The organism is Natronorubrum marinum, from assembly GCF_052040125.1.
Taxonomy (GTDB): Archaea; Halobacteriota; Halobacteria; order Halobacteriales; family Natrialbaceae; genus Natronorubrum.
The window spans coordinates 997,432-1,022,877 of the sequence record NZ_JBPPFV010000002.1 but is presented as its reverse complement, the minus strand read 5'-3'; the positions used below and the strand labels follow the sequence as shown (position 1 = coordinate 1,022,877).

General features: G+C 63.2%; 30 protein-coding genes, 1 tRNA gene and 1 pseudogene. 10 read left to right on the top strand and 22 right to left on the bottom strand.

The features are described from left to right. Positions 1 to 10: 10 nt before the first annotated feature. From ACSFC5_RS14715 to trpC, 5 genes are all read right to left on the bottom strand, one after another. A complete protein-coding gene (locus ACSFC5_RS14715) occupies positions 11 to 604 on the bottom strand; it encodes a poly-gamma-glutamate hydrolase family protein (protein WP_440765991.1) in 594 nt (197 codons plus the stop codon). Between the two features lie 120 nt (positions 605 to 724). Next, positions 725 to 1,522: a 2-amino-3,7-dideoxy-D-threo-hept-6-ulosonate synthase gene (locus tag ACSFC5_RS14710; RefSeq protein WP_440765990.1), complete on the bottom strand. Its 798-nt coding sequence runs from the start codon at positions 1,520 to 1,522 to the stop codon at positions 725 to 727. A gap of 24 nt (positions 1,523 to 1,546) precedes the next feature. Next, entirely contained in the window at positions 1,547 to 2,476 is a 930-nt protein-coding gene (gene trpA / locus ACSFC5_RS14705; protein WP_440765989.1) for a tryptophan synthase subunit alpha, read from the bottom strand. Then, positions 2,473 to 3,741, bottom strand: coding sequence for a tryptophan synthase subunit beta (gene trpB, locus ACSFC5_RS14700; protein ID WP_440765988.1), 1,269 nt, complete (start codon positions 3,739 to 3,741; stop codon positions 2,473 to 2,475). The genes trpA and trpB overlap by 4 nt, the downstream gene beginning before the upstream one ends. Before the next feature lie 46 nt (positions 3,742 to 3,787). Further along, positions 3,788 to 4,573, bottom strand: a complete 786-nt coding sequence (trpC, locus tag ACSFC5_RS14695; protein ID WP_440765987.1) for an indole-3-glycerol phosphate synthase — start codon at positions 4,571 to 4,573, stop codon at positions 3,788 to 3,790. Positions 4,574 to 4,994: 421 nt separating this feature from the next. Between trpC and ACSFC5_RS14690 the strand changes: the two genes are divergently transcribed. Further along, positions 4,995 to 5,465 (top strand): MGMT family protein, encoded by a 471-nt coding sequence (locus ACSFC5_RS14690; RefSeq protein WP_440765986.1) that lies wholly within the window; start codon positions 4,995 to 4,997, stop codon positions 5,463 to 5,465. Here ACSFC5_RS14690 and ACSFC5_RS14685 read toward each other — a convergent pair. The 5 genes and pseudogenes from ACSFC5_RS14685 to lonB all read right to left on the bottom strand — a co-directional run. Further along, positions 5,462 to 5,764, bottom strand: a pseudogene (locus ACSFC5_RS14685) (IS6 family transposase); the annotation flags it as partial. The gene ACSFC5_RS14690 and the pseudogene ACSFC5_RS14685 sit on opposite strands and share 4 nt — an antisense overlap. Continuing rightward, the gene (locus tag ACSFC5_RS14680; RefSeq protein ID WP_440765985.1) at positions 5,763 to 6,173 is read right to left on the bottom strand and encodes a hypothetical protein; all 411 of its coding nucleotides are present in this window, start codon (positions 6,171 to 6,173) and stop codon (positions 5,763 to 5,765) included. The pseudogene ACSFC5_RS14685 and the gene ACSFC5_RS14680, both read right to left, overlap by 2 nt. A gap of 93 nt (positions 6,174 to 6,266) precedes the next feature. After that, the gene (locus tag ACSFC5_RS14675; RefSeq protein WP_440765984.1) at positions 6,267 to 6,635 is read right to left on the bottom strand and encodes a hypothetical protein; all 369 of its coding nucleotides are present in this window, start codon (positions 6,633 to 6,635) and stop codon (positions 6,267 to 6,269) included. 25 nt (positions 6,636 to 6,660) lie between these two features. After that, positions 6,661 to 7,704, bottom strand: coding sequence for a CPBP family intramembrane glutamic endopeptidase (locus ACSFC5_RS14670; RefSeq protein ID WP_440765983.1), 1,044 nt, complete (start codon positions 7,702 to 7,704; stop codon positions 6,661 to 6,663). Further along, positions 7,705 to 9,930, bottom strand: coding sequence for an ATP-dependent protease LonB (gene lonB / locus ACSFC5_RS14665; RefSeq protein ID WP_440765982.1), 2,226 nt, complete (start codon positions 9,928 to 9,930; stop codon positions 7,705 to 7,707). It lies immediately after the preceding gene. A 269-nt stretch (positions 9,931 to 10,199) separates the two neighbouring features. Here lonB and ACSFC5_RS14660 point away from each other — a divergent pair, with 269 nt between their 5' ends. Continuing rightward, on the top strand, positions 10,200 to 10,718 hold the full coding sequence (locus tag ACSFC5_RS14660; RefSeq protein WP_090305070.1) for a nicotinamide-nucleotide adenylyltransferase: 519 nt from the start codon (positions 10,200 to 10,202) through the stop codon (positions 10,716 to 10,718). Between the two features lie 74 nt (positions 10,719 to 10,792). Then, entirely contained in the window at positions 10,793 to 11,668 is an 876-nt protein-coding gene (locus ACSFC5_RS14655; protein WP_440765981.1) for an SAM hydrolase/SAM-dependent halogenase family protein, read from the top strand. Positions 11,669 to 11,722: 54 nt separating this feature from the next. On the opposite strand, the gene ACSFC5_RS14650 is transcribed toward ACSFC5_RS14655, so the two are convergent. Together ACSFC5_RS14650 and thsA are read right to left on the bottom strand one after the other, a co-directional pair. Then, positions 11,723 to 12,091, bottom strand: coding sequence for a HalOD1 output domain-containing protein (locus ACSFC5_RS14650; protein WP_440765980.1), 369 nt, complete (start codon positions 12,089 to 12,091; stop codon positions 11,723 to 11,725). 96 nt (positions 12,092 to 12,187) lie between these two features. Then, a complete protein-coding gene (thsA, locus tag ACSFC5_RS14645; protein WP_440766310.1) occupies positions 12,188 to 13,732 on the bottom strand; it encodes a thermosome subunit alpha in 1,545 nt (514 codons plus the stop codon). Positions 13,733 to 13,932: 200 nt separating this feature from the next. On the opposite strand from thsA, the gene ACSFC5_RS14640 reads away from it, so the two are divergent. Together ACSFC5_RS14640 and ACSFC5_RS14635 are read left to right on the top strand one after the other, a co-directional pair. Then, positions 13,933 to 14,760, top strand: a complete 828-nt coding sequence (locus ACSFC5_RS14640; protein ID WP_440765979.1) for an amidohydrolase family protein — start codon at positions 13,933 to 13,935, stop codon at positions 14,758 to 14,760. A gap of 139 nt (positions 14,761 to 14,899) precedes the next feature. Further along, a complete protein-coding gene (locus tag ACSFC5_RS14635; RefSeq protein WP_440765978.1) occupies positions 14,900 to 15,028 on the top strand; it encodes a hypothetical protein in 129 nt (42 codons plus the stop codon). A 33-nt stretch (positions 15,029 to 15,061) separates the two neighbouring features. On the opposite strand, the gene ACSFC5_RS14630 is transcribed toward ACSFC5_RS14635, so the two are convergent. Genes ACSFC5_RS14630 through ACSFC5_RS14610 form a run of 5 tightly spaced genes read right to left on the bottom strand, consistent with a single transcriptional unit; the run spans position 15,062 to position 17,276 of the window. Next, positions 15,062 to 15,829 carry a proteasome assembly chaperone family protein gene (locus ACSFC5_RS14630; protein WP_440765977.1) on the bottom strand — a complete coding sequence of 256 codons (768 nt, stop codon included), beginning with the start codon at positions 15,827 to 15,829 and terminating at the stop codon, positions 15,062 to 15,064. 6 nt (positions 15,830 to 15,835) lie between these two features. Then, on the bottom strand, positions 15,836 to 16,015 hold the full coding sequence (locus ACSFC5_RS14625; RefSeq protein WP_440765976.1) for an RNA-protein complex protein Nop10: 180 nt from the start codon (positions 16,013 to 16,015) through the stop codon (positions 15,836 to 15,838). A gap of 3 nt (positions 16,016 to 16,018) precedes the next feature. After that, positions 16,019 to 16,819, bottom strand: a complete 801-nt coding sequence (locus ACSFC5_RS14620) for a translation initiation factor IF-2 subunit alpha (protein ID WP_440765975.1) — start codon at positions 16,817 to 16,819, stop codon at positions 16,019 to 16,021. After that, complete coding sequence (locus ACSFC5_RS14615) at positions 16,816 to 16,989, bottom strand: 30S ribosomal protein S27e (RefSeq protein WP_006089161.1); 174 nt, start codon at positions 16,987 to 16,989, stop codon at positions 16,816 to 16,818. Before ACSFC5_RS14615 ends, ACSFC5_RS14620 begins: the two co-directional genes overlap by 4 nt. Before the next feature lie 5 nt (positions 16,990 to 16,994). Next, complete coding sequence (locus tag ACSFC5_RS14610; RefSeq protein ID WP_440765974.1) at positions 16,995 to 17,276, bottom strand: 50S ribosomal protein L44e; 282 nt, start codon at positions 17,274 to 17,276, stop codon at positions 16,995 to 16,997. Positions 17,277 to 17,472: 196 nt separating this feature from the next. Here ACSFC5_RS14610 and ACSFC5_RS14605 point away from each other — a divergent pair, with 196 nt between their 5' ends. From ACSFC5_RS14605 to ACSFC5_RS23365, 5 genes are all read left to right on the top strand, one after another. Continuing rightward, positions 17,473 to 17,739, top strand: coding sequence for an HAH_0734 family protein (locus tag ACSFC5_RS14605; protein ID WP_440765973.1), 267 nt, complete (start codon positions 17,473 to 17,475; stop codon positions 17,737 to 17,739). A gap of 316 nt (positions 17,740 to 18,055) precedes the next feature. After that, on the top strand, positions 18,056 to 18,502 hold the full coding sequence (locus tag ACSFC5_RS14600) for a GtrA family protein (protein WP_440765972.1): 447 nt from the start codon (positions 18,056 to 18,058) through the stop codon (positions 18,500 to 18,502). A 66-nt stretch (positions 18,503 to 18,568) separates the two neighbouring features. After that, positions 18,569 to 18,643, top strand: a tRNA-Met gene (locus ACSFC5_RS14595). A 562-nt stretch (positions 18,644 to 19,205) separates the two neighbouring features. Beyond that, a complete protein-coding gene (locus tag ACSFC5_RS14590; RefSeq protein ID WP_440765971.1) occupies positions 19,206 to 20,150 on the top strand; it encodes a DUF8054 domain-containing protein in 945 nt (314 codons plus the stop codon). Next, complete coding sequence (locus tag ACSFC5_RS23365) at positions 20,125 to 20,334, top strand: hypothetical protein (protein ID WP_502262823.1); 210 nt, start codon at positions 20,125 to 20,127, stop codon at positions 20,332 to 20,334. The genes ACSFC5_RS14590 and ACSFC5_RS23365 overlap by 26 nt, the downstream gene beginning before the upstream one ends. Positions 20,335 to 20,362: 28 nt before the next feature. On the opposite strand, the gene ACSFC5_RS14585 is transcribed toward ACSFC5_RS23365, so the two are convergent. The 5 genes from ACSFC5_RS14585 to ACSFC5_RS14565 all read right to left on the bottom strand — a co-directional run bounded on the left by ACSFC5_RS14585 (position 20,363) and on the right by ACSFC5_RS14565 (position 25,443). Then, the gene (locus ACSFC5_RS14585) at positions 20,363 to 20,911 is read right to left on the bottom strand and encodes a DUF7974 family protein (protein WP_440765970.1); all 549 of its coding nucleotides are present in this window, start codon (positions 20,909 to 20,911) and stop codon (positions 20,363 to 20,365) included. A 64-nt stretch (positions 20,912 to 20,975) separates the two neighbouring features. Beyond that, positions 20,976 to 22,370: an ABC transporter ATP-binding protein gene (locus ACSFC5_RS14580; RefSeq protein ID WP_440765969.1), complete on the bottom strand. Its 1,395-nt coding sequence runs from the start codon at positions 22,368 to 22,370 to the stop codon at positions 20,976 to 20,978. Continuing rightward, the gene (locus tag ACSFC5_RS14575) at positions 22,363 to 23,439 is read right to left on the bottom strand and encodes an ABC transporter ATP-binding protein (protein ID WP_440765968.1); all 1,077 of its coding nucleotides are present in this window, start codon (positions 23,437 to 23,439) and stop codon (positions 22,363 to 22,365) included. Before ACSFC5_RS14575 ends, ACSFC5_RS14580 begins: the two co-directional genes overlap by 8 nt. Further along, entirely contained in the window at positions 23,439 to 24,494 is a 1,056-nt protein-coding gene (locus ACSFC5_RS14570; RefSeq protein ID WP_440765967.1) for an ABC transporter permease, read from the bottom strand. The genes ACSFC5_RS14575 and ACSFC5_RS14570 overlap by 1 nt, the downstream gene beginning before the upstream one ends. Then, positions 24,487 to 25,443 (bottom strand): ABC transporter permease, encoded by a 957-nt coding sequence (locus ACSFC5_RS14565; protein WP_440765966.1) that lies wholly within the window; start codon positions 25,441 to 25,443, stop codon positions 24,487 to 24,489. Before ACSFC5_RS14565 ends, ACSFC5_RS14570 begins: the two co-directional genes overlap by 8 nt. Positions 25,444 to 25,446 lie beyond the last annotated feature (3 nt).

The window sequence follows — 25,446 nt, the reverse complement described above, 5'->3', positions numbered from 1 at the left end:
CGACCCTCGCTCAGAGCACGTCCGCCTCGAGAAGTCCCTCGAGCACGGAATTTACGGCCTCGCACTCCTCGATTCGGACGGTGCGGCTCTGCTCGAGTTGAAGTCCGCCGCCGTCCCGAGCGAGCCAGTTGACGAAGTTGTCCGGGCTGACGCCGGCGTACGGGCCCGTCGAGACCGGTTCGACCGGCGGCGTTACCGCGTCCTCGAGTCGGTCGCTGACGGCGCGTTTCGTGCCGGCGTCGATTCCGCCGCCGACGAGGACTCGGTCGTCGCCGAGCCCGTGGAAACTGACGACCGTCTTGAAGGCTCGGTCGGCGATTTCGCCGAGCAGGGGGTAGTCGTCGGGCGAGAACGCGCCCGAGGGCGGATGCCACAGCTCGAACGGGCTTCGCTGCTCGTCGTAGCCCAGGCAGGCCCAACAGCTGGCCCGAGGGAGACGAGCGGCGAGATCGAGCGCCTGCTCGGCGGTGCCGGGTTCGACGTGTCCGCCGTGGGCGGCACAGACGAGTATCTCGTCGTTGCCACCGTCGTCGTACAGCAGTTCGGTGTAGTGGCCGGTGTCGGTTTCTTCGAGCCGGTGGGTCCGAAACGACGCTGGCGTCACGAGTATCGGGTAGGCGAGTGGCCGTAATAATTGGTGGTCACGCACAGGCCAGTTCCGAACCGCTACCGAGCGGCTCGTTCCATCGGTGCGGTTGATCGCAGAGAGGAAGAGACGGGGTGCTCAGGCCTCGAGCGCGAGTCCGGCCTTTGCGAGCGCGTCGTCGGTCGAAAGATCGTGGTGGACGACGCCGGCGACGGCCGTCGCGATGGCTTCCGGGTTCTCGTGCTGGAAGATCGATCGCCCCATCGAGACGCCGGCTCCACCGGCGTCCATCACGCCGCGGACCATCTCGACGGTCTCGCGGTCGGTTCCTTTCGAGCCGCCGGCGATAACGACCGGCAGCCGGGTCGACTCGACGACGTGCTGGAAGCTTTCGGCGTCGCCGCTGTAACCCGTCTTGACGATATCGGCGCCGAGTTCTTCGGCGAGACGGACGGCGTGGCCGAGCGCTTCGGGATCCTCGGAGTCGACGCCGGGGCCGCGGGCGTAGGCCATCGCGAGCACCGGGATGCCGAGCCGCTCTGCGTTCGCCGTGACCTCGGAGAGCTGGGAGAGCTGGTCGGGTTCGTGGTCCGAGCCGACGTTGATGTGGAAGGAGACGGCGTCGGCGCCGACCCGAACGGCCTCCTCGACGGTCCCGGTCAGTCGCTTGTCTTGCTCGTCGGGACCGATCGTCGTCGAACCGTTGAGGTGGACGATGTAGCCCTTTCCGTTCTTGTGCTCGTGGACGCGAGGTGCGATCCCCTTCTGCGTGAGGACCGCGTCCGCACCGCCGCTGGTGACACCGTCGATCGTCGATTCGATGTCTTTCAGCCCCTGAACCGCGCCCATGGTGATGCCGTGATCCATCGGAACGATCACGTACGAGTCGTCTGTACCGATCCTGTCGAGTCGCGCGTCGATGCCTGTGGTAGTCATTGCGGGAGTGTAGCAAGCTTGCAGTTATGGCTGTTCTGGTTCCGGTGCATCTTCCGTATCGTTCGTGACGGTCTCCGACCCGCGAACGGCGCCGCGTTTGAGTTCCTCGGCTTTGGCCTCGAGGTCGGCAGCGGGGTTATCGTTCGAGGCGACAATGTCGATCAGCGCGCTGCCGACGATGACGCCGTCGGCACCGGCCTCGATGATCTCTGCCGCGTGATCGCCCTCGCTGACGCCGAACCCGACCGCTTTGGGGACATCGTAGTCGGACAGCCGCGCGAGGCTGTCGTGGGTCGCCGACGAGACATCCGCGCGAGCCCCGGTCGTTCCGAGTCGGGCCTGTACGTAAGCGAAGCCCGAGACCTGCGACATGATCCCATCCAGGCGCTCGCCCTCGGTCGTCGGCGCGATGATGAAGACCAGATCGAGACCGTGCTCGTCACAGGCTTCGCGAAGGGGACCGGATTCCTCGGCAGGCAAGTCCGGGACGATGATTCCCGACAGTCCCGACTCGGCAGCCCGTTCGACGAACGGCCGGACGTCGGGTTCGGGTCCGTACTGCAGAATCATATTATAGTACGTCATCACCAGCAGCGGCGCGTCGGTCTCGAGGTCGTCGACCAACTCGAAGAAGCCCTCGGGCGTCGTCCCGGCGTCGAGCGCGCGGTTGATCGCGGCCTGAATCGTCGGCCCCTCCGCGATCGGTTCCGAAAACGGCAGGCCGAGTTCGATCAGGTCCGAGCCGCCGCGGTCGAGGGCTTCGACGTACGCCTTGGTGTCCTCGAGCGACGGATCTCCCGCGGTCAGATAGGTGATCAGCGCCGGGTAATTCTGCCGAATAGCGGCCTCGATGTCGCTGTCGTACTCGGTGCTCGCGGATCGCTTCCCACCGTCGCTCCCCGCTCGCGTTTCCCGAGGCTCTCCTCCCTCCGGTCGTCGATCCTCGCCACTCATCGATCGAACACCTCCACTTCGGGGGCCGCCTCGAGATCACGCTTCTCGGTCTCCTCGAGCACCGTCTCCAGATCCTTGTCGCCGCGGCCGGAGACGTTGACGACGATGACCGTGCCCAGTTCGTCGTAGTTCTCTTCGAGATAGCCCAGCGCGTGACTCGACTCGAGTGCCGGGATGATCCCCTCGAGTCGCGACAGGCGGTGAAAGCCGTTGAGCGCGGCCTCGTCGTCGACGCTCGCGGGGGTGACGCGTCCGATGTCGACGAGGTGTGAGAGCTCGGGACCGACGCCGGCGTAGTCCAGCCCCGCGCTCACGCTGTGCGATTCCATGATCTGGCCGTCCGTGCTCTGGAGGAGCTTCGTCATCGCGCCGTGGAGCACGCCGTCGGTGCCCGTCGAGAGCGTCGCGGAGTTCGGGGCCAGCGCGTTCTCCTCGTCGATCTCGAGGCTCGAGCCACCGGCCTCGACGGCGTACAGGTCGACATCCTCGTCCGGAACGAACTCGTGGAACGTCCCCATCGTGTTCGAGCCGCCGCCCGCGCAGGCGACGACGCTGTCGGGGAGTCGCCCCGCCTTTTCTCGGATCTGCTCGCGGGCTTCCTGGCTGATAACGGACTGGAAGTCTCGAACGAGTTTCGGGAAGGGATGCGGGCCAACGACGCTCCCAATGACGTAGTGGGTCCGCTCGACGGTCGTCGCCCAGTCGCGCATCGTCTCGTTGATCGCCTCCTTCAGGGTGCCGCTGCCCGCCGTGACCGGGTTCACCTCGGCGCCGTTCATCCGCATTCGGTAGACGTTCGGCCGCTGGCGGTTGATATCGGTCCGACCCATGTAGATCTCGCAGGGCATGTCGAGGTGGGCCGACGCCATCGCGGTCGCCGTGCCGTGTTGGCCGGCGCCGGTCTCGGCGATGATCCGCTCTTTGCCCATGTACTTGGCCAGCAGGACCTGTCCGAGCGCGTTGTTCAGCTTGTGCGCGCCGCCGTGGACCAGATCCTCGCGCTTGAGGTAGATCTCGCGGTCGTAGCGCTCGCTGAGGCGTTCCGCGCGCTGCAGCGGCGTCGGTCGGCCGCCGAAATCCCGCATTCGGTCGCGGAACTCGTCCATGAAGCCGTCTTCGTTGTGCAGGACGTAGCGTTCGTAGGCGTCCTCGAGTTCCTGGACCGCCGGCATCAGGGCCTCGGGGACGTACTGCCCGCCGTAGTCACCGAACGTGGCTTCGCTATCGCGCTCTCGAGTGCGTTCGTCGTGGTCGTTCGTACTCATGTGTTTGGTCCGTCCGTGTCGTCCGAGTGGTCGGTCGCGTACTGGCTCATCTCTCCGCCCCGTCTTCGGCCCGGACCAGTCGCCGGGTGTTCTCGGTTACGTCGCTGTCGCCCGAGGCGTGGTCCATGATCGCGCTGCCGATCAGGAGGGCGTCGGCACCCGCCCCGCGCATCCGGCGCACGTCGGCGGGCGTCGACACGCCGCTCTCGGCGATCAGCGTAACGTCATCCGGAGCGTGGGGGCTGACGGACTCGAACGTTTCGAGGTCCACCTCGAGTCGCGCCAGATCCCGGTTGTTGACCCCGATAATCTCCGCGCCGGCCTCGAGTGCGGTCTCGAGCTCCGCGCGGTCGTGGACCTCGACCAGTGGCTGGAAGCCGCGTTCGCGCGCGGCCGCAATGAGTCCCTCCAGATCGTCCACGAAGCGGACGATCAACAGGAGCAGATCGGCTTCGACGACGTCCATCTGTTCCTCCTCAAGCACGAAGTCCTTCCGGAGGACGGGGACGTCGACGGCCTCGCGAATGCGAGTCAGCGACTCGGGGGAGCCACCGAAGTGACTCGGCTCGGTAAGGACCGAGATCGCCGCTGCGCCGCCGTCGACCATCGCCTCGGCCAGTTCGACGGGGTCGTCGTCGCGCGTGCCGTCGGCGGTTGGGCTCGTGGGTTTTACCTCCGCGATCACCGGAACGCGGCCGTCGGCTTCGGCCCGCGCGAGCGCATCGGGCAGGGACCGCGCGTCGACGTCCACGACGCCGTCGCCTCCCGGCCGCTCCCGGGCGGCCTCGAGGATCGACGCCACCGCCGGCGCGAGCTCTGTTCGAGAGTTCATTGTTGTACATCGACGTACTCATATGTACAAAAGCTTTGCGCCATCGGAACGAGTCGAACCCGGACAACTACCGAGATTTCGGCCGATCGACCCCCGGCGTGCGGTGGCGCGCGCTGTCGACGGAGCCGAGCGTTGCGAGGTGCGAGCCCTGCGAGCACCTCGAAAAGTGAGCGAGGGTCCGTCGCCGACGGTGCGCGAGGGACGAGGACCGCAGCGACGGACGGAGCGAGGACCGCAGGCGGCTGGGGAGGGTGTGGCTATCGTCGGTGCCAGCATCGGCAGGGTTCACGTGGTTCGTCGGGATCGATGGAACTCGGTCGGAGTCGGTGGGCGGCCGACTGGTCGGCGTTTCCGCGACCGACCGACGCGTTCGAAACCGGCGACCGGCGATTATTCAAGGCCCTATCACCTACGCGGGAGTATGGAGGACGTCACGGACGCCGGAATCTACGCGCGAGAATCGTCGTATCTCGATCGATACGTCCAGCTCGGGGCCGCGAGCGGTCGCGTCCTGAGCGTCTCGTTTCCCGACCTGCCGGACGAGGAGGCCACGGACGACCATCCCGTTCTCGAGCAGATCTTCGAGTACCTCGAGGGACTCGAGGAGGTCCACTTCGACGAGCTACAGGTGGCCTTGACCGTGCCAACCGACCAGCGTGCCGTCTTAGAGCAGGTCCGCGGAATCCCCTACGGCGAGCAGGTCAGCGTCGACGCCCTCGCGCGGATGACCCCCGAACTCGACCCGGACGACGAGGACGACCTCATTCTCGTTCGAACGGCCCTCGATGGGAACCCAACCCCGATCTTGATTCCCGACCACCGCGTGCGCGACGGTCCGAGCGCCGCGCCGCCGGCCGTCGAACAGAAGCTCAGGTCGCTCGAGGGGCTCTAACTGTTCGTTCTCAGTGGCAGTGTATAGTTGAGTATCTCTGCTAGCGTCTGTCCGTTGAGTGACTGCTGTGGTCGTTGTCTTGTAGTAGTGTACGAACTGTTCGAGCCACTCTCTGACGCTCTCCTGACTGCCATCCACGAGTTATGGAAGCGACCAACCCGTCTCTCGAGGGCGTGAAACTACTTTTCGATCAGGGCTCTCTCGACACAGTCGAGCCGATCGCTCGATCCTAATCGGGAGGTGGGAGTCAGATATCCATAGCCATCGACGAGAAACACCGTCTCTTCGAGATCGTGTTCAACAATCCGGCTGGTCCTCGGGAGTGACAATATCTATCTCAGTTCTCGATTCGCTGTATCGGACTATCATTTTGGCACAGTAGTCCCCATCAATATCGCTTCGTTCCATGCGGAACATCCCAACTGCTACTTCGTCGTTTACAACTGTGTGTATATACTCTTCTGTCCCATCTCCAGGCATAGAAATAGAAACTGTTTCGCGATCATTTGGCCCCACTTCTCGTTGCTTCCACTCGCCCAACCCGTCAGCCCATTCTATGCTAAACGAGAAACTGTGTGCAGTATCAGCACGGTTCTGGAGTTCCAATTCGAGTTCTACTAGCTCTCCGTCAGTAATGATGTCTGTACACCCAGAGAGCAAAACGGTCGAAGAACCAACAGCTAAGATACGCCGTCGAGATATATTCACGAGTGTATTGTTGGTAATTGTAGGTTTAACAGTTTCTGTTATACGGAAGCAACGCTACCACCGAGATGCGGAATCGTGCTCGTATGTTGTCCTCTACCCGGTGCTTTCTTCGTCGCCGTACCAGACCGCGTAGATGTAGAGCCCGATTCCAACGAAGACAGCGATCGACGAGACGGTATCGAGGAGCAGGACGCGAGTAAACAGGTACGCGAACTGAACCATACCACCGAACACGAGACAGACGGCCGCGCCGGGGATCACCCACGAGCCGCGATCGGTCTCGGCCTGCAGGTACAGAATCGTTCCCACGCCGATAGCGATCACGCCGAAGACGAACTCCGAGGCGAACGCCGCCAGGGAGTCGCCCGTCGCCTGTGCGTACACCAGCAGTGCGAAATAGAGGACGATCCCGGAGAAGATCGCCCGATAGACCGTGTCCGGTACGTCGTCGAGCCCGTTCATACCCACACCCAACAGGTCACAACCCTTAGCTTTCGAGGGTTTGGGCCCACTCGAAGCCGAGCCCCTCGTGGACGACGAACTCGAGGGCGTTGACCAGGTAGTGCGCGACGACGACCGCGAGGAAGCTGCCGGTGACGATAAAGATCGCCGCGAGGACGAACCCGAGCAGGCCGGTGACGACGACGCCGACAGAACCCTGCATGCCGTGGCCGACGGCGAACGCGATCGAGGAGACGACGGCGAGCAGCCACGGCGAGACGCCGAAGGCGGCTGCGATGACCCCGATCAGCGCCGCCCGGAAGAGCAGTTCCTCGAAGACGGCGATGATGGGGAGGACGACCAGTAGCAGTGCCGACCAGCCTCGTCTCGTATCCGGCGCGAGCAGTTCCCGAAGCTCCTCGTCGTGATCGAAGCCGAACCGAGTCGCCGTCGCCGCGCCGATCTCGTTCACGACGTACAACGCGAGTCCGAACGCCGTTCCCAGCAGTAGTCCCTGCTCGAGGTAGCCGAGCGAGAACTCGATCCCGAGCGCGGCGGCCGGGATCCCCGTGTAGATCACGCCCCCGAGCAAGACGAGGGCGAACAGCCCTTGCGAGAGCGCGACGTTTGCCAGGAGTTCCCCCGTCGACAGCGATCGGGGATCGATCCCATCCGGTCGCTCGGTGGGGCGTCCGCGTTCGGGATGGGGAGTCGCCTCGGAATCGACCGAGACGGTCTCGGCATCCTCGTCGGCTTCAGCGTCGACATCGGAGGATGGACTCGCGTCGCGCTCGAGCGTGGAGTCGCGATCTGCAGTGCTCGAGCCAGCGGGTCCGATAGTGGCGCGCGAGTTGTCGGCCCCGACACCCGAACGCGAGTCGTCGATCTCCGTTCGCGGTTTGGGAGCGTTGGGTGACTCGAGTTCGGCGTTCGGCTCGGCAGTAACGCTCGAGTCGGAATCGCCGCTCGAGTCACGATTACGATCCGAGTCGGAGCCGTTGTCGAACGCTGACTGCGTCAGATGCGATAAAACCAGCAACAGCACGAGGACGACGCCCGTAATACCGGCGAACGTCGCCCAGTCGGCCATCTATTGCGGACTCGGGTTCGAGCCGCTGGCGGAGCCGACGCCGCTCTGGCTGCCCTCGAAGGCCGAGCCAGTGATCGACTTGAGACGGTCGACCAGCGAGTCCTTCTTCGGTTCGCCCATCAGCGCGACGTCAAGCACTTCGCTGATGTTCGAACACGGGATGATCTCGATCATCTCCTTGTACTCGTCTTCGATCATCACGTCCTGCTCGTTCGAGGCGGGGATGATGACCTTGTCGCAGCCGGCCTTCGCGGCGGCTTCGATCTTGTGGGTGACGCCGCCGACGGGGAGTACGTCGCCCCGGACCGACAGCGAGCCGGTCATCGCGATCGACTGATCGACCGGAATGTCCTCGAGGGCGGAGATGACGGCGGTCGCCACCGTGATCGAGGCGGAGTCACCGTCAACGCCCCCCTCGCCGGCCTGGACGAACTGGATGTGGATGTCCTTCTCCGAGAGGTCCACGTCGGAGAACTTCTTGATGATCGCCGAGACGTTCTGGACGGACTCCTCGGCCATCTCCTTGAGTTGGCCCGTCGCGATGACCTGTCCGCCGCCCTGTGCGGGCGCGATTTCGGCCATGACGGGGAGCATGATCCCGGAGTCCTCGCCCATGACGGCGAGGCCGTTGACGCGGCCCTCGACGCCGTCTTTGGTGACCTGCAGTTCGTAGTCCTTGCGTCGCTCGATGTAGTCGTCGGCGAGCTGTTGCTCGATCGACCGGGAGCGGCGCTTGGCCTGCAGGACGTCGTCGCGGGTCGTGTGTTCGCGGTCCTCGGCGCGGGCGATGTCGCCGGCGACGCGGACCAGACCGCCGAGATTTCGGAACAGCAGCGTGAGGTGGTCCTTCCGGCCCGCGCGGCGTTTGGCCTCGAGGATGACCTCCTCGACGGCCTCGCGGGTGAAGTGTGGAAGACGGCCGTCGCGTTCGACCTCCTGAGCGATGAAGCGGGCGTACTTGCGCCGCATCTCGGGGGTGTCCTCGATGGTGTCGTCCATGTAGACTTCGTACCCGTAGCCCTTGATCCGCGAGCGGAGCGCGGGGTGCATGTTCTCCATCGCGTCCAGGTTCCCCGCGGCGATCATGATGAAGTCACAGGGGACGGGTTCGGTCTGGACCATCGCACCCGAGGAGCGCTCGGACTGGCCCGTGATGGCGAACTCGCCCTCCTGAATCGCGGTCATCAGCTTCTGTTGGGTACGGATATCGAGCGTGTTCATCTCGTCGACGAACAGCACGCCCTTGTTGGCCTGGTGGATCGAGCCGGGTTCGACGCGGTCGTGGCTCGGGGTTTCCATCCCGCCGGACTGGAAGGGGTCGTGGCGAACGTCGCCCAGCAGTGCGCCGGCGTGGGCGCCGGTCGCGTCCTCGAACGGCGCCGTGCGCTGATCGCCGTTGTTGACGATCATGTTCGGCACCATGGCGTCCGTGCCGCGGGACGTGTAGCGGAAGATCAGCCAGACGATACCTGCCGCGAGAATGCCGAGCAGAATGCTGGCGGGGCTGAGAATCGCGTAGCCGATGATGATCGCGATGATGACCCACATCAGGATCGAGCGCATCTGATTGCGCTTTCGAGCCTCCTCCTTGTGGGCGTCGATAATCTGTTCTCCTTTGCCGGCGGGGACGGTTCGGACCTTCGGCTCGTTGCCGTCGTCTGGGTTGTGGTAGACTAAGACGTCCTGGAGATCCTCTTTCGGGAGCAACTGGCTCATCGCTTTCGCCAGCATCGACTTCCCGGTACCCGGGGAGCCGATCATCATCACGTGGCGGCGCTGCTTGGCCGCCTTGATGATGATATCCCGTGCTTCGTCCTGACCGATGACCTGGTCGACGAGCCGATCCGGAACCTCGATATCTGCCGTCGAGTCGACTTTGAGGCCGCCGAGCAGATCGTCCTCGGCGTTCTCCTCGTCGATCTCGACGCCCGGATCGACGTCGACCGTACTCCCGAGATCTTCGACGGTTTCGATGTCGTCGTCCTCGTCGGTTGACTCCCGATCGAACTCGTCGATCGGATCGTCGAACTCGTCCCCGTCGTCGATCTCCTCCTGGTGGTCACTGTCGTCGACGTCGTCGCGCTGGTCGCCGTCCTCCTCGGGCGGCGGCCGTTCTCCCTGACGCACCGACTCCTGGTCCTGGGACCGAGGCTGTGCCTGCTCCTCGTCAGGCTCAGTGGAGGGGGCGTCTTCGGGAGGGTCGTCAACGTTCGTATCGTTACTCATAGAACTCTGTTCAGTACCTGATTCGAAGGGATTGGGACTGATATACTTTCTCCATGCGGAGTATGGTGACAGTGCCTGATACCGGCACCCTCAGGCGTCCAAAGGCGCAATTAGTGATTTCCGCCTCGTTCTCATCCGGTCGTGTCGAGCCCGCAAGATGTGTGTGATTAACACCCAGTCAGTCGGTCGCTCGAGACGCCGGCAAAGACGTCCGTTCAGCCGCTGGAAAACTCGCCACGCTTAAGCACGCGGCCCGAACAGTGTCCGGCATGACCCGGGGGTTCTACATCGGCCGCTTTCAGCCGTTCCACAACGGCCACCTCAGCATGGTCGAGCAGATCGCCGACGACGTCGACGAACTCGTACTCGGCATCGGGAGCGCCGACGACTCACACACGATCCGAAACCCGTTCACGGCCGGCGAACGGATCATGATGATCACGAAGTCGCTCGTCGATCACGATCTCGTCACCTACGCCGTCCCGATCGAGGACTTGGAACGCAACTCGGTCTGGGTGAGCCACGTCCAGAGCATGAGTCCCGACTTCGACGTCGCCTACTCGAACAATCCGCTGGTCATCCAGCTGTTTCGCGAGGCCGACATCGAGATCCGCCAGTCGCCGATGTTCAACCGCGAGGTGCTCGAGGGGAGCGAAGTCCGCCAACGGATGATCCACGGCGGCGACTGGGAGACGCTGGTTCCCGAAGCCGTCGTCGACGTCGTCGGCGAAATTGGCGGCATCGAACGCATCCAGATGATCAGCGGCTCGGACTCGAACGGCGATTGACTGGTCCATCGATTCCCCACAACCCTCAACCGTGAGTCGTATCGGCTTTCAGCGATCGGACCGTACTACTGCGCATGATCACGCTCGCGTCGGATTTCGGTTCGCCGTATCCTGCGGCGATGAAGGGCGTTATTCTCCAGCGAACTGACTGCAGGCTGGTCGACATCGCCCACGATTTTCCCCGGCAAGACGTTCGTGCCGCCGCCTTCTGGCTCCGCGAAACGCTCCCCTACTTTCCGCCGGCGACCCACCTCGTCGTCGTCGATCCCGGCGTCGGCACCGATCGCAACGCGCTCGTCGTCCGCGCGGGCGAGCACGCGCTCGTCGGTCCCGACAACGGCGTCCTGCTCCCCGCCGCACGTCGACTCGCCGGCGACGCCGACCTCGAGTACTACGTCATCGACGAGCGTCGCCTCGAGCCCGTCGAACCCGCCGGCACACAGCGATCGGCGGCGGTTTCCGCCGACCCGGAAGATGCGACTGCAGGACCGGCGAGCAATACCTTTCACGGCCGCGATGTCTTCGCGCCCGCTGCCGCGGCGGTTCACGACACCGCACTCGAGGATCTCGTCGATCTGGAGTGGCTCTCGCCGCTCGAGGACGACCCTGTCGATCTCGTCCTCCCGCGAGCGTCCCTCACTGGCGAGCGTGCGACGGGCGAGGTGCTGGTCGTCGACGACTTCGGGAACGTCATCACGAACGTACCGGGAGAATTTCTCGAGGAGCGAGAACGGATCGTCGCGAACGGTGACACTGTGCCCGTCGGCGAGACGTTCGCCGCCGTTCCCACCGGTGAGCGTCTGGCAACGGTCGGCAGCCACGGCTACGTCGAACTCGACGTGAATCAGGGACGGGGCGACGAGGCGTTCGATCTCGCGGCCGGCGATCGGGTGGTTCTCGAGACCACGGCTACCGCCGACTGCGGTAGCGATCTCACTGATGGCGAGTGAACGGACGGCACGAACGGAGCCGACCGACGACGGTCGCAGTCGGTGTGCGACTGATTACGCACCGATCGGTCCGTCGACGGGGTGGTCGGGATCGATCACGATCTCGCCGTCGGAGTAGACCGTGATCAGGCAGTCGGCGAACGAAAACGCGATCGAGTTTCGCCCACCCTGTGACTCGCGTTCGCCCCAGTGGCCGACGAGAGCGTTCAGCGCGTCGGGATCGATGGAGGCTGAGAGTGAGTCGAGATCGGCCGGATCGGCCTCGAGGATCGACGAGACGGCCATCACGAGACCCGTGCTCACAGGCTCGTAGTCCGCGTCGGCACACCACGCGTGGTACGTTCCGCGGCCCTCGTCGTAGTAGAGCTGACGGTCGACCGTCTTACTGACCGGCGTCAGCCGATCTCGAGTCGTTCCAGACATGATACGGTGCTGAGTTAGCTATGTCAACATATAACATTGACGGCCGCACGACTGTCACTGAACCCGATGGAAACCGAAAAACGGCGAGCGACGGCGTTACTCGGCGGCGATGACGTCGTCGATGCGGACGATCATCGTCGCGGCCTCGGTCGCGCTCTCGATGGCTTCACGCTTGACGTCGGCGGGGTCGACGACGCCGTACTCGAATGGGTCGTCGATGGTGACGGTCTCGCCGTCGGTGATCAGGCCGGCGCGGCCCTCGGACTCGTGGGCGGCACGAAGATCCACGAGTGCGTCGATGGGGTCCTGGCCGGTGTTGGCGGCGAGCGTTCGCGGGATCACGTCGAGCGCGTCGGCGAAGGCCGTCACGGCGAGCTGTTTGCGGCCCTCGATACCCGCGGCCTCTTGGCGGATCTTGTCCGCGATGGCGATCTCGGTCGCGCCGGCACCGGGGACGACCTCGCCGGAGGCGAGTGCCGTTGCGACGACGTCGAGCGCGTCGCCGATGGCGCGCTCGAGTTCGTCGACGACGTGTTCGGTACCGCCGCGGACGAAGACGGTGACGGTCTCGGCCGCCGCGCCGCCCTCGATGAACGCGAGGTCGTTGTCGCCAAAGTTCTCGCTCCGGATGCGGTCGGCGTGGCCGAAGTCGGACTCCTCGAGATCGTCGAGCGCGCCGACGCGGCGAGCGCCCGTCGCGGAGACGATGTCGCGGGCGTCGCTGTTGCCGATGTTCTCGAAGACGAGGACGCCCTCGTTGGCGAGGTAGTTGCTGACGCGGTCGTCGACGTCATCGGTCGTGAAGACGACGTCGGCCCCGCTCTCGGCGACGGTTTCGGCGTAGCCCCGAACTTCGCTCTCCTCGGCGTCGATGGCCGTGTTGAGCTGGTCGATCGAGTCGATGGCGTACTCGGCGTCGATGTCGCCCGTGCGGACGCCGAGTTCGACGTCGAGGACGGCGATCGAGGCGTCCTCGACCTCGCTGGGCATGCCCTCGTGGGCGGGCTCTTCGTCGATGACGATGCCGGGAACGAGCTCCGTCGCGTTCGAGGAGGCACCGACCTGCGTGTGGACGGTGACGTTGTCTCGAGCGACGCCGTCGTCGGTTTCGACGTGACGGATCGCTTCGACGACCGTCTCGGCCAGCGACTCGGCGGTGAGACCGCCGGTCCCTTTGCCGGTCATGCTCGATTCGCCGACCTGCTTGAGCACTTCGTCGTCGACCGTGTCTTCGCTGATCTGTTCGGCGATGGCCTCGAGAGCGATCGCGGAGGCTTCGTGATAGCCCTCGACGATCGTCGTCGCGTGGACGTCCTGTTCGATGAGGTCTTCGGCCTCGCCGAGCAGGTTGCCGGCGACCACGGCCGCTGTCGTCGTCCCGTCACCGACTTCCTCTTCCTGGGAGTCGGCGACCTCGACGATCATCTGGGCCGCGGGATGCTCGATGTCCATCTCGTTGAGAATCGTCGCCCCGTCGTTGGTGATGACGACCTCGCCGGCGGAGTCGACGAGCATCTTGTCCATACCGCGGGGTCCGAGCGTCGTCCGTACGGCTTCGGCAACCGCCTTGCCGGCCATAATGTTCGACGACTGGGCGTCGCGACCCTGCGTTCGCTGGCTATCCTCGCTCATAATGAACATAGGCTGCCCGCCCATGCGTCGCTGTTGTGCCATAGTTGAATCCTCACTAACTATGTCGTCAGCACTTCTATATAAGTGTTTTGCTCCCGCCCCGGCTCCGTCTGGCGATTGCACGCCCGACAGCTTCCCGAACGGCTCCGTTCGTGACAGTCACGGGGCCGGTAGGGAAATATGTCTCGACTGAAAAGAGTGCGTACGGAATGCTGGAACTGGAGCACGGATTTCGCATCGTCGACGTCTACGCGCGACTGACGCCGGACGGATCGACGGTGGAGTTCGGGGGACAGACGATAACGCCCGACCGGCTCGAGCGGGAGATGCACCAGGCCGGCATCACCAGATCGATCGTCTTCCCGCCCGCCAGCGCGGAGACGAGCTACGTCGCGGCGAACAACGGCGTCGCCCGCCGCAGCGTCGACCGGCCGTTCGTCGCCGTCGCCCGGATAAACGGAACCGAGCGGGCGGGCACCTCCGTAACGGAACGGTTCCGAAACGCGATCAGCAGCCGTCAGGAGTTCCACACGACCCCCGAAGACGTCGAGAAGTACGCCTACGACGACCGCTTTCACGGCTTCGTCGTCGATCCCGCCGTCGACGGCTACCCCGACGCGGACGTCCTCGCCACCCTCGAAAACGTCGGCCTCCCCGTGATCGTTCGCGGCGGCGTCGAGGCGCCACCCGAAACCCTCGCGGCGACGGTGCTCGAGCGCTCCTTTCCCGTCGTCGTCGCCCACTTCGGCGGCCACCTGCTCGAGCGCTCGCGCATGCACGAGACGGTGGATCTGCTCGATACGTACGACGACTGCTACCTCGAGACGAGTTTCGTCCGATACCGGGATCTGCTCGAGCGGGCGCTGCTCGAACATCCCGATCGGGTGCTGTTCGGCAGCGGCGCGCCGGCCTGCCACCCCGACGTCGCGGTCATGGAGATCCTCACGCTCGACGTCTCGGAGGACAAACTGTGGCGAGCGTTCTCGAAAAACGCCTGTCGCGTATTCGAGGGACTCGCGCCGGACGGCGACGCGTGATCGACCGTCTAGAACCGATCGCGTCTCTCTACTCTGTCCCGGCGTCGAACCGTCGTCGACCGAGGATTGTCACTCGAGTCGAACGTTAATTTCACCGAAAGGTAGATGAACACCCGGGGCAATTCATTCTCGAGATCGTATGACTCAGTACTCGGCGGAGCGCTGTTCCGACTGTAGCGGAAAGAAGATCGCCCGAACTGACGGCACCGTCTGGTGCCCGAACTGCGCGCTGTTTCGCCCACAGGCGACGCGGGGATCGGAATCGTAATCGTCGAGAACTGCCGGAGTCGACCCTCGTGAGTTAGCCGATATACCGCAGATCGTCGTCCGTCGGGACGTCCATCTGCTGTTGTTGCTCCATCTCCTGGATCTTGCCGATGACGTCCTCCATCTCGTCGGCGCGCTCGTCCAGCGACTCGTACTCGAGGTCGAAGCCGAGTCGCTCCTCGAGCACCTCGAGCACCGCCCGTGCGCTTTTCGGATCGACCAGATAGCCGCTGGTCTCCCCCATCAGACAGGCGGCCTCGAAGCCGCGGCGCTCGCCCAGTCCGAGCATGAGCCCCGAGACGCCGACGATGCCGCCCGCGGGTTCGTCCTCGCGGAACTCGACGCCGACATCCTCGAGCGCCTCGAGCATCGACTCGTCGCTGACGGCGCCGACGACGGCGTACTCGTCGATGAGTTCACCGGTCGGGACGCCGCCGAGCGCGTACACCTCGTCCGCGCCGAACTCCTCGGCGACGTCGAGGAAGGCGTCGGTCAGTACGTAGTGGCCCTCGTTAGTCTGTGCTTGATGATCGCCGGACAACAGCAGTAGATCACGACCGTCCGGAACGGTGACGGCGTGGAGTTTCGCGCAGGTGAGTTCCGAAACGCCGTCCTCGACGCTCACCTGGGGCGGGAACTCGTGGGAGTAGATCCGGCGTACGAGCGTACTGTCGCCCTCGAGTTCCTCGAGCAGGTGCTCGACGGCGAGACTTCCGACGTGACCGACACCCGGCAGCCCCTCGACGAGGACGGGGTCGTCCAGTTCGACCTCGGCAACCGCGTCGATCTCGAGTTCGTCCATACCGTATCAGCGATAGCGACGTTTAAGAGACCGTCGGTACTCGCCGTGTGGGTCGTTCGGATCGAACGGCGCGGGGGCGCTGTTTTCGGCGTCCGCACCACACTCCGGACAGCTCGCAGAAAGCGTATACACCGGGCGGTCGTGTGCGTCGCGCCACGCCGAACACACCCGGATATCCGACTTCATACGTTACTCGTCGTCGGTTCGTCGCTCGCGGTGGTACTCGCCCTCGCCGCCTTCGGATTCGATCGCGGCGACCGCGCGCCGAGCGCTCTCCTCGAGCTGGGATTCGGCGGTTTTGTAGTTGGGCGCTTTCACCTTGATGCGGTACTCGGGTGCACCGACGTAGCTGACCTCGAGGTCGACCTCGTCGGGAATTTCACCGTTGCCCTCTGCGGCTTCGAGGGCTTCGCGGATCCCGTCGACGCCGCTTGGCGAGGCGTTCTCCAGGTCGACATAGCCGGTGACGTTGACGTACGGCACCGAGACGTTCTCGCGGGCCGTCTCGACGATGGATTCGATCTCGTCGTCGGAGAGATCGGTGTCCTCGAGCGCCTCTTCGCCGTGGATCGCGGCCTGTTTGAAGCCGTCGTAGAGGCTCCCGTGGATGCCGATCAGTTCGTTGGCGACCGCGGTGTAGCTCTCGTCGTCGGCGTCCTCACCGAGCGCGATGCTCATCCAGTTGTCGGCTTTTTGCTCGTTCTTCCAGTCCTGGATCTTGTCCGAGCGCTGGTGGTCGTTGACGTCTTTCAGCGAGAGGTCGATCTGCTGGGAGCTCTCGTCGATCTCGAGGACCTTACAGACGACGATCTGGCCTTCACGGACGTGGTCGCGGACGTTTTTGATCCAGCCGCTCGCGACTTCGGAGATGTGGATCAGGCCGCGTTTGTCCTGATACTCCTCGAGATCGACGAAGACGCCGAAGTCTTCGATCTCGTCGATCTTGCCGACGACCAGTTCGCCGGGATCGGGCCAGCCGCTGTACTTCATCGTGACTCGACTGTTTCTAAGATCTCGTGGTCGATCTCGGCTTTGCCGCCGGTCGGTCGAGCGAGCGTCGTGCCACAGACGGCACAGGCGACCTCGCTCGAGGCTTTGCCGAAGACGGTCTGTTCGTTTTCGCAATCACTGCATCGGACGCTGTAGAAATTTCCTGCCATTGTAATCACTCCTGGAACTCGAGTCGGCCGGCGCGCCATCCCTGACGGAGGTGGGCCTTGCCGCACTCGCTGCAGCGGTACTTGAGGTCGGTCTTCTTCGTCGGCTTCTCGCCGGCGGGCACCTTCGAGAAGCGACCGGAGTTACCGATCGATGAGGAGTTTCGCCGGGTGCGGCGAGCGTCCCACTTCATCCCCGAGGAACGACCGGAACGGGCCTTCTCGACTTCGTGTTCGTAGTGTTCGTTGCAGTGCGGGCAGTACGTATTGAATCGGCGTGGCATCTGCATGGTTATCTCACTTGGCGTGGGCTAAGACAGCGCCGTTTAAAACCCGTTTGGTTCGTCGCCGTCGGTCGGTCGCAGTCGGAGCTCCGTCCGGCGTGTCACTCGCAACCTGCTGTGTACGCACGCGTATCACGCGCCGACCGGTCACGGCGACGGATACTCCGAAGGGCTTAATCCACCGTCACGAGTAGGCTGACCTATGAGACAGGTCATTATCCACGGTGATCCCGGGATCCGGAAGGGGGCCATTATCGACTACGACGGGACGGAGCTGGTCTGTTTCGGGATCAACCGGAACGGCGAGTGGCACGGCCCGGAGCAGGTCCAGCTGTGGTGTACGGTCGGCGCCGAAGACGAGTACGAGGACTACGAAAAACGAAACTACACGCCCCACTTCCTCGACGTAGACCGCGTCGACGCCGAGGACGTCGACGTCGTCCGTCCGAAAGCCGACCTCGCGGTCTGATTCGAGGAGCAAGCTGTTCGACGGGCCGGCTTTCGAATCGTCTCGAGTCCCAACCCGATGGGAGAGGTCCCCGATCAAACTCGCCCGCGTGCGCTGCGGCATCCGTCTCGCTGCGTTTCACTCGATATCTACTGCGTATGACAATTTACTGCTTATGACAACTTTTTCTTCGCGCGTGCCCGCGTGATCGTACGATCTCAGCTCAGTGCCTCTGTAGCTGAACCATAACATGGATACCGAAGCCGGGGCCACCATAAACATACGCTCGCATGCACGCTCGCTGGAGACGACGAGCGATCGACCGACGGTGCGTACGATGAGTGGATCGCTGTCAGAGGCCGTCCGAACGCGCTTTCGTGCCCTGTGCTCGACCGCACGGTTTAGCCAGTTCGCCGGCGTCGGACTCGTCGGCGCGGCCGTCGACAACCTCGTCCTCGTCTTGCTCGTCGAACTGACCGGCCTCGGACCCGTGGGAGCGAAGGTGATCTCTTGGGAGCTGTCGATCGCGGTCATCTTCGCGGTCAACGAACGCTGGACCTTCTCGGAGTACGGCGCGATGACGCCTCGAGCGCTCGGCAAACGGTTCGCTCGCTCGAACGCGGTTCGGTTCGCTGGCTTTTTGGTGACGCTGTCGGTGCTCGCCATTTTGACCACCTGGTTCGGCGTCTGGTATCTGGTGGCGAACTTGATCGGAACCGGAGTTGGGTTCTTCGTCAACTACACCTGTGAGAGCCTCTACACGTGGAAGGTCCACCGGGATTGACGGTAGAAACCCGCATACGGCACCCGAATCACAACCCTTAACTAGTGCACTCGGTTATGATGTGATAGCGGGATGGGATAGCCAGGAGATTCCGGCGGGCTCATAACCCGCAGACCGGTAGTTCAAATCTACCTCCCGCTATACTTTTGCTGCGAGCAAATTTGCGAGCAGCAAGTATAGCACGGCGGTAGTTTGAACCAGACGAGACGCGCGCAGCGTAAGCGAGCACGTCTCGACGTGGTTCAAATCTACCTCCCGCTACTTTTCACGAATTCAATGACGGACACCGAGTATCGCGAGGTGTGAGTTCCGAATTCGTGAAAATAGGTTAGTGGTAATCTGAACCAGACGGCATCCGAGCGGAGCGAGGATGACGGCGTAGTTCAAATCTACCTCCCGCTACGTTTCGACGCGAACAATAACGAAGAACGGAGTGATGAGTGACGCGAGCGTCGAAAATACGCTGAGTTGATTCGAAGTAGACGACGAGCGAGCGAAGCGACCGAAGTCGGCGTGGTGCAAATCTACCGCTCGAGGCCGCACACTCGTCTTCTTCGGCTCGCGACGAACATCATCCCCAGAGCGTCCACGCCGGTCGCTCGTCGCGAGTGGATCGGCCCGGACGCGATACCGATCGAACTACGTCCGGCGAGGGAGTCACTCGAGCCCGTCAGTTTTTATCGCTGGAGTTCAATCGAGGGGTATGTCAGAAGAGCCAACGTCGGCCGTCGACAGGTTTCGAGACACCGAGTATACGGGTGAGAATCGGTGTATCCCGTGTACCGCCGTCAACGTGGGAATCGCTCTCGTAGCGAGCGTGCTCGTCGCACTTCGGTCGCGGCGAGTCGCTGCCCTCGCGTTCGGGGGATCCCTGCTCGTGATCTACCTCAAAGGGTATCTCGTTCCGGGAACGCCGACGCTCACGAAGCGATATCTACCGGATTCGGTCCTCGCGGCGTTCGACAAGCAGTCACTCGAGGGGCCACGAACCGGGATCGAAATCGAGGCGGTCCCCGAGTCCGAGTCCGGAAGTACACCGGATGACGGGGAGTCAGCGGCCGACGGGAGCGCCACGGAGTGGGAGACCCTCGAAGAACTCGAGTACCAGCGCGAGAACGCCGTCGATCCGTCGGAGTTTCTACTCGGGGTGAACGCGGTCGAGCCGTGTGAGCGGGAATCCGACCTCTGTCTGACCGACGAGTTCGACGCACGTGTCGGGCGCGAACTGGACCGCGATCACGACCTGACGGATCGGGCGACGCTCGCCGAACTGTTCGACGTCGATCGACGTGCCGTGACGATCAAAGAGCGAGGCTATCCTGCGATCAAGATCGGTCGCCGGATTCACAAGTGGCCCGGGACCGCGGCGCTCGCCACTGACGTCGCAACTCACTACGCGTTGTGCGAGCAAACCGACGAGTGGACGGCCGTTCCTCGCGGACAACGGCTCGCAGTGCTCGAGGCGCTGCGCTCGTTTCACGACACGTGTCCGGACTGCGGCGGCACGATCGCGCTGACCGACGAAACGGTCGAATCGTGCTGTCGATCGTACGAGGTGCTCGCGCTCGGGTGCGCCGACTGCGAGGCGCCGTTGCTCGAGTTCGACCCGAGAGAACTCGGCGGTGAGAACGGCGGTATCCAGCCCTAAGGGCGAGGCAGTTTCGTCGCTGATCACGGGCGATCTGCAGGCCGCTCGTGACCGTCTCAGCGAGGTGGTTCCGACCGTCTGTGAGCGACGGACGCCGATAGCCTCGGAACGCGAAACGGGCCACTCGGTGTGCTGTCACCGCTACGATTCGACGATCGAGGCCGACCCTCGCTCCTGGAACTAATCGCGTCGTGAACGACCGAACTCCGTCCTCACGCTTCCGCGTCCGGAACGATACGGACCGTCGTTTCGTCGGCGAGTTCCTTTCCGGCCGGATCGTCGACGTTGAGTTCGACGCCGATCGTGTGCGCACCGGCCTCTGCCGGCTCCCACTCGTCGTCGGCGACCCGGAAGTGCTGGTGCCACTGTTTCGTGAACTGCTTTCGTTCACCGCGGTCGAAGGAGAGCGAGCCAGCTTCGTCCGGCGGATCGCGAAGCGGGACGTGCGACGCCTCCGGGACGCTATCGACGGACCACGACCACAGGAGCGGTGAGTTCGTCGAGATCGTGATCGGAAACGGCATCGCGTTCTTCATCGTGACTCGAAAGGGGACCATCGTCCCGACCGGGTACTCGGTCCGCGGTGACGAGATCGCGACCGAAATCGCCCGGTAACCGATTCGCTTCGGGACCAGAAGTCGACTCAGTCCGGACGAGTTCACCGATCGCATCGCCTGTGGTCGCTCTGAAGAATCGGTCTCGGTCGGGGTAAACGGCTCGTCATCACGGCGAAGCGCCCTGGATTCGTAGATCCGACGCATTGGTGTTGGCTGGGGATACGACGACTAAAACGTTCGGGTAGCGAACGGGTGTCGGTCGAGCCGATCAGTCGTCAGCGACGGCATCGTCAGTCCCGGTAGTCGTGGTCCGGAACTGTCCGTCCTCGTACCGCTCGTCGTACAGCAGACACGAGATTCGGTGTGACTCGCCCGTCCGCGCCTGACCCGGATGATGCGTCTCACAGGGCGAAGTGAACGATTTCTCGAGCAGTTCGCGCGCACCGGAGAGGTTCTCGGCTCGGAGTTCGTCGACGACCTGCGACAGCGTCCGTTCGATATCGGGATCGGGAACCGTCGACGGAATCCCGAACTCCGCTCGGAGTTGCTCGTCGATGACGTCTCGGGAGCGGTCGCTCAGGTCGACTTGGCCGTCGTCGGTGTCCACGTCGTTGACCGAGAGAAGCGACGTGATCGAGTCCGTCTCTCGTACGCGCAGTTTGAAGTCGACGATCGACCGCCAGACGCCTTGCGGAATGTCGTACTCGTCCGGTTGGATAATTCGCGGACAGCGCGTGTGGAACCGACAGCCCGAGGGTGGATTGAGCGGCGAGGGAACGGTGCCGGGAAGGAATATCTGCTCGCCCTCCCAGAGGGGGTCCGGTTCCGGAATTGCAGAGAGCAACGCCTCCGTGTACGGATGGTGCGGTGGCGAAAACACCTCTTCGGTCGTGCCGACCTCCGCGAACTCGCCGAGATACATCACGGCGATACGGTCGGAGATGTGTTCGACGACGCTCAGATCGTGGGCGATGAAGATGTAGGACAGGCCGAACTCCTCTTGTAAGTCCTCGAGGAGGTTCAAGATCTGTGCCTGAACGCTGACGTCGAGTGCACTGACGGGCTCGTCGCAGACGATGACCTCGGGGTCGACTGCGAGCGCGCGTGCGATACCGATCCGCTGGCGCTGTCCGCCGGAGAACTCGTGTGGATAGCGATGGGTGTGACTCGGGTTCAGACCGACGGTCTCGAGCAGTTCGTAGATTCGATCGGTTCGTTCGGAGCCCGATGCGATCCCGTGGATGTCGAGCGGTTCGCCGATGATATCGCCGACGGTCAGTCGCGGGTTCAGACTCGAGAAGGGGTCCTGGAAAATGTACTGGAGGTCCGTTCGAAGGTCTCTGAGCTGTCCGCCAGACGCGTTCGTCAAGTCGACTTCCTCTCGACGTTCGGTATCGTTCTCCGGATCGGTTCGCTGCTGGTAGTAGACCGAGCCGTCGGTGGGTTCGATCAACTGGAGCAGGGTTCGGCCGAGCGTCGTCTTCCCGCAGCCACTCTCGCCGACGATGCCGAGTGTTTCACCCTCGTAGAGTTCGAGGTCGATGCCGTCGACCGCTTTCACCTGCTGATTCTGGCCGAGGAGGTTCTCGATGAACCCGCTGTTTGAGTCGTAGTATTTCGTGAGGTTCTCGGCCCGCAACAGCGGCATCTCGTTTTCAGACATTCGGATCACGTTCTGCGTACTGGGTTTGCTCTTCTACCGGCGAGTCGTCGACCGTCACTTCGTAGTCGAGTCCGCCGTATAAGTCGCCGGTGTACTCGAGACATGCGGCCGCGTGATTCGTTGCTTCGGTGGCTTCATGCCCGCTCTCGGGGTCGAGCATCGGCGGCTCCTTCTGGAGACAGGCCTCCTCCGCGAACGGGCAGCGTGGATGGAAGCTACAGCCTGGCGGGAGTTCGACGAGGTCCGGCATCGTCCCGGGAATCGTCTGCAGTCGATCTCGGTCGTCGCCGACTCGAGGGATCGAACTCATGAGCCCGACGGTGTAGGGATGTTTGGGATCGTAGTAGAGGTCTTCGACGGGTGCCTTTTCGACGGGTTTGCCGGCGTACATTACCATTACCCGATCGCAGACCTGTGCGACGACGCCCAGATCGTGCGTGATAAGCTGAATTGCCGTATCGAACTCGTCCGCGAGCGTCTCGAGTTCGCCCAGAATCTGGGCTTCGATCGTTACGTCGAGCGCGGTCGTGGGTTCGTCACAGAGGAGTAAGTCCGGATCGCACGACAGCGCCATCGCGATTACGGCACGCTGTTGCATCCCGCCGGAGAACTCGTGTGGATAGTCGGAGTACCGAGATTCGGCCTCCGGGATCCCGACTTTGTCCAGCAACTGGATCGTCCGTTCGCGTGCTTCGGCGTCGTCGTAGTCCAAGTGATGTCTGACCGCTTCTGCAATCTGCTCACCGACGGTGTAAACGGGGTTGAGCGCGGTCTGTGCGTCTTGGAAGACCATGCCGATCTCGTTGCCGCGGATATCCCGCATCTCCTCGTCGCTTAACTCGAGCAAATTTTCGCCTTTGAACAGGATCTCCCCGCTTTCGATCTGACCGGGGCTGTCGATGAGGCGCATTAGCGAGAGCGCGGTGACGCTTTTCCCAGCCCCACTTTCACCGACGACGCCGAATTTTTCGCCCCGTTCGATGCGATACGAGAGGTTGTCGACCGCGTTGACGACGCCCTCTTGCGTGTAGAACTTGACCGTGAGATCGTTTACTTCGAGTAGTGTCATTATCCGCCACCTCCTTGCTTTCCTGCACCAGTTTCCTGTGCGTCGAGTGCATCGTTGATGCCGTCACCGATCATGTTCATCGCCATCACGAACAGGAAGATCGCACCGCCCGGGAACACCGTCGCCCACCAGGGAATCCGTCCGCCGGGTCCCTGAATGAGCGTTTCGCGGGTACTGTCCAGCATGGTTCCCCACTCGGCCGAACTGGACGGCATGCCGAGTCCGAGGAAGCCGAGTGCTGCGACACCGATGACGACAGTCCCGACGTTGAGCGACGCCACGACGATCAACGGTGGCATCGCGTTCGGGACGATGTGTCGAAAGATGACCGACCGGTCCCGCGCGCCGAGTGCTTTTGCGGCCAGCACGTACTCGTTTTCTTTGACCTTCAGTACTTCTCCACGGATGAGCCGTCCGTAGGTCGCCCACCCGAAGAGCGAGAACGCCAGCACGAGCTGCCAGTAGCCGCCTCCGAGGACTGCGACGATGATCAGGGCGAGGATCAGGGCCGGAAACGCGAAGATCGTGTCGACGATGCGCATCATGATCTCGTCGACCCAACCGCCGTAGTAGCCCGAAATCGCTCCGTAGACGAGTCCGAAGCTGGCGGTTAGCAAGACGACGACGAAGCCGATCGAGATACTGTATCGGCCGCCGTACAACACCCGTGAGAAGATATCACGGCCGTTTCCGTCGACGCCCATCGGATGGGACGCCGACGGCGAGTCCCAGGTGCTTACGGACGGATCTATCATGTACAGAATCGTTCCCGGTTCGTACGGGGCGAGTCCGAACGGCTGAACGGTCAGTCCGGAAACCGTGATCGGGCGCGCGAAAACCGCTAACATCGAGAGGACGACGACGACTGCGAGGCCGATCAGTGCGGAACGATTCCGCATGAACTTGTCCAGCGCTCGCTTCCATCGACTCTGCGTTTCTTGACCGCTCTCTTCCGTCCAGTCGGACAGCCCCTCTCGCTCCGTCACGCGCTTCGGATTGAAGCCGGAGATCTGTATTCGGCCTCGTTTCGTCGATGTCGTTCGCTTATTAGTCATATCTGATCCTCGGATCGAGTACCGCGTACAGGATGTCCGCGAGCAGGTTCGCCAGGATGAGGAAGACACCTGTAAACAGCGTGATTGCCATGATGAGGTTGATCTCTCGAGAGACGATCGCGTTGATGAACTCCCTGCCCAGCCCCGGCCAGTTGAAGACGACCTCGACGACGACCGAACCGGCGACGATACCCGCCGTCAGGGTCGCAGCGAGGGTGACGACGGAGATGAGCGAGTTACGGAACACGTGCTTGAGGACGACCGTCCGTTCGGGTAGGCCTTTCGCTCGAGCGGCCGTAACGTACTCTTTGTTCATCTCTTCGGCCATCGACGTGCGCATGACGCGCATGATACTCGCCGCAGATGCGGTCCCGATCGTGATTCCGGGGAGGACGAGATACCACAGCATCTCTGGGTGGTACAGCGGCTGTCTGGCTGGTGGTAGTACCGGCCAGAGGCCGAGCCAGAGACAGCCGATGAGGATCAGCATCAGTCCGAGCCAGAAGTTCGGAATGGAGATCCCCGACAGAGCGATGAATCGGCTGACGGTGTCGCCGAGTTCGTCCTTGTTGATGGCCGCGTAGATACCGGTCGGGATCGCGATTGCGAGACCGAACACCCAGCCGAAAAGGCCGAGGGCGATCGTCTCCGGAAGGCGGGCCCAGATGACATCGATGACGGCTCGATCAGTCGTGATGACCTGACCGAAGTCACCGGTCACGACGTTGCCGATCCAGGTGAGATACTGCTCCCAGACGGGACCGTCCAGTCCGTATCTGGCGCGTAACCGCGCCTCTTCGGCCGGCCCGACGTGAGGGTTCAGTGCGGTCATCTGATCGATAGGATCGCCGGGCGTGAGATGCACGAGGGCGAACGTGATCACCGAGACGCCGAACAGGATCGGTACGATCGATAGTAGCCGTTTCAGTATAAAACGTCGTAAACTCATACT

Excerpts from the sequence above, each read along its gene's own strand:
- ACSFC5_RS14710 (WP_440765990.1), bottom strand. The coding sequence starts at position 1,522 with ATGACTACCACAGGCATCGACGCGCGACTCGACAGGATCGGTACAGAC.
- trpA (WP_440765989.1), bottom strand. The coding sequence starts at position 2,476 with ATGAGTGGCGAGGATCGACGACCGGAGGGAGGAGAGCCTCGGGAAACG.
- trpB (WP_440765988.1), bottom strand. The coding sequence starts at position 3,741 with ATGAGTACGAACGACCACGACGAACGCACTCGAGAGCGCGATAGCGAA.
- trpC (WP_440765987.1), bottom strand. The coding sequence starts at position 4,573 with ATGAACTCTCGAACAGAGCTCGCGCCGGCGGTGGCGTCGATCCTCGAG.
- ACSFC5_RS14690 (WP_440765986.1), top strand. The coding sequence starts at position 4,995 with ATGGAGGACGTCACGGACGCCGGAATCTACGCGCGAGAATCGTCGTAT.
- ACSFC5_RS14675 (WP_440765984.1), bottom strand. The coding sequence starts at position 6,635 with ATGAACGGGCTCGACGACGTACCGGACACGGTCTATCGGGCGATCTTC.
- ACSFC5_RS14670 (WP_440765983.1), bottom strand. The coding sequence starts at position 7,704 with ATGGCCGACTGGGCGACGTTCGCCGGTATTACGGGCGTCGTCCTCGTG.
- lonB (WP_440765982.1), bottom strand. The coding sequence starts at position 9,930 with ATGAGTAACGATACGAACGTTGACGACCCTCCCGAAGACGCCCCCTCC.
- ACSFC5_RS14660 (WP_090305070.1), top strand. The coding sequence starts at position 10,200 with ATGACCCGGGGGTTCTACATCGGCCGCTTTCAGCCGTTCCACAACGGC.
- ACSFC5_RS14655 (WP_440765981.1), top strand. The coding sequence starts at position 10,793 with ATGATCACGCTCGCGTCGGATTTCGGTTCGCCGTATCCTGCGGCGATG.
- ACSFC5_RS14650 (WP_440765980.1), bottom strand. The coding sequence starts at position 12,091 with ATGTCTGGAACGACTCGAGATCGGCTGACGCCGGTCAGTAAGACGGTC.
- thsA (WP_440766310.1), bottom strand. The coding sequence starts at position 13,732 with ATGTTCATTATGAGCGAGGATAGCCAGCGAACGCAGGGTCGCGACGCC.
- ACSFC5_RS14640 (WP_440765979.1), top strand. The coding sequence starts at position 13,933 with ATGCTGGAACTGGAGCACGGATTTCGCATCGTCGACGTCTACGCGCGA.
- ACSFC5_RS14635 (WP_440765978.1), top strand. The coding sequence starts at position 14,900 with ATGACTCAGTACTCGGCGGAGCGCTGTTCCGACTGTAGCGGAAAGAAG.
- ACSFC5_RS14630 (WP_440765977.1), bottom strand. The coding sequence starts at position 15,829 with ATGGACGAACTCGAGATCGACGCGGTTGCCGAGGTCGAACTGGACGAC.
- ACSFC5_RS14625 (WP_440765976.1), bottom strand. The coding sequence starts at position 16,015 with ATGAAGTCGGATATCCGGGTGTGTTCGGCGTGGCGCGACGCACACGAC.
- ACSFC5_RS14620 (WP_440765975.1), bottom strand. The coding sequence starts at position 16,819 with ATGAAGTACAGCGGCTGGCCCGATCCCGGCGAACTGGTCGTCGGCAAG.
- ACSFC5_RS14615 (WP_006089161.1), bottom strand. The coding sequence starts at position 16,989 with ATGGCAGGAAATTTCTACAGCGTCCGATGCAGTGATTGCGAAAACGAA.
- ACSFC5_RS14610 (WP_440765974.1), bottom strand. The coding sequence starts at position 17,276 with ATGCAGATGCCACGCCGATTCAATACGTACTGCCCGCACTGCAACGAA.
- ACSFC5_RS14605 (WP_440765973.1), top strand. The coding sequence starts at position 17,473 with ATGAGACAGGTCATTATCCACGGTGATCCCGGGATCCGGAAGGGGGCC.
- ACSFC5_RS14600 (WP_440765972.1), top strand. The coding sequence starts at position 18,056 with ATGAGTGGATCGCTGTCAGAGGCCGTCCGAACGCGCTTTCGTGCCCTG.
- ACSFC5_RS14590 (WP_440765971.1), top strand. The coding sequence starts at position 19,206 with ATGTCAGAAGAGCCAACGTCGGCCGTCGACAGGTTTCGAGACACCGAG.
- ACSFC5_RS14585 (WP_440765970.1), bottom strand. The coding sequence starts at position 20,911 with ATGCGTCGGATCTACGAATCCAGGGCGCTTCGCCGTGATGACGAGCCG.
- ACSFC5_RS14580 (WP_440765969.1), bottom strand. The coding sequence starts at position 22,370 with ATGTCTGAAAACGAGATGCCGCTGTTGCGGGCCGAGAACCTCACGAAA.
- ACSFC5_RS14575 (WP_440765968.1), bottom strand. The coding sequence starts at position 23,439 with ATGACACTACTCGAAGTAAACGATCTCACGGTCAAGTTCTACACGCAA.
- ACSFC5_RS14570 (WP_440765967.1), bottom strand. The coding sequence starts at position 24,494 with ATGACTAATAAGCGAACGACATCGACGAAACGAGGCCGAATACAGATC.
- ACSFC5_RS14565 (WP_440765966.1), bottom strand. The coding sequence starts at position 25,443 with ATGAGTTTACGACGTTTTATACTGAAACGGCTACTATCGATCGTACCG.